At 60.6% G+C, this 578-nt stretch carries 1 protein-coding gene; it reads right to left on the bottom strand.

Annotation, left to right across the window (positions count from 1 at the left end; genetic code table 11):
* Positions 1-554 (bottom strand): hypothetical protein (locus CSC66_RS17290; RefSeq protein WP_162378642.1); only part of this gene is annotated, 554 nt, incomplete at its 3' end.
* Positions 555-578: the final 24 nt, after the last annotated feature.

The raw sequence follows: 578 nt of genomic DNA, 5'->3' as shown, positions 1-578 counted from the left end.
TGCTTTTGTTCATGTTCGTGGATATCTAGAAGTAGTATGTTGATTAGGTAGAGTAAGAGGTAGCATGATAATAGATTCAGTATGTTCGACTGATGGATGTATATCTCATAGAGTTGTGTGTTTTTTTTTTTTGCCGAGAAGGTCAGGGTGCCGCCTTCATCCAGCCAGCCGCGGTAGGCGGCCCAGATCGGCTCGTCGGGCACGATGCCCATTCCGCGCAGCAGTTCATGCACGCGGCGAAGGTGTGCGGCGATGAAGTCACCGCCCTCCAGCCGGCTTCCACAGTGCGCGTTGCGCTGCATCAGCGCCTCGACGTTCTCGTAGCGCACCGTGCCCTTGTCGAGGCGCGCACCACCCAGGCCGCGTGACAGGATCGTCGTACGCTCGGATACATCGACGAAATCCAGCGCCGCCTGCAGCACGCCGGAGGGATACCGGTCGACGCGCAGGCCGACCTCGACGCGACGCAGTTCCGGCTGCCTGCGCCATTGCAGCGCGATGTCCAGGCGCGGATCCTGCCAGCCGAGTGCGGCGTAGTCCTGGTCGGAAAACACCGGGTCGGCCTCACAGCCTGCGGC

The sequence above is a fragment of the Pseudoxanthomonas kaohsiungensis genome (assembly GCF_010211765.1).
Taxonomy (GTDB): Bacteria; Pseudomonadota; Gammaproteobacteria; order Xanthomonadales; family Xanthomonadaceae; genus Pseudoxanthomonas; species Pseudoxanthomonas kaohsiungensis.
Note: the sequence above shows the minus strand (reverse complement) of the source record. Positions and strands in the feature narration are given on the sequence as shown.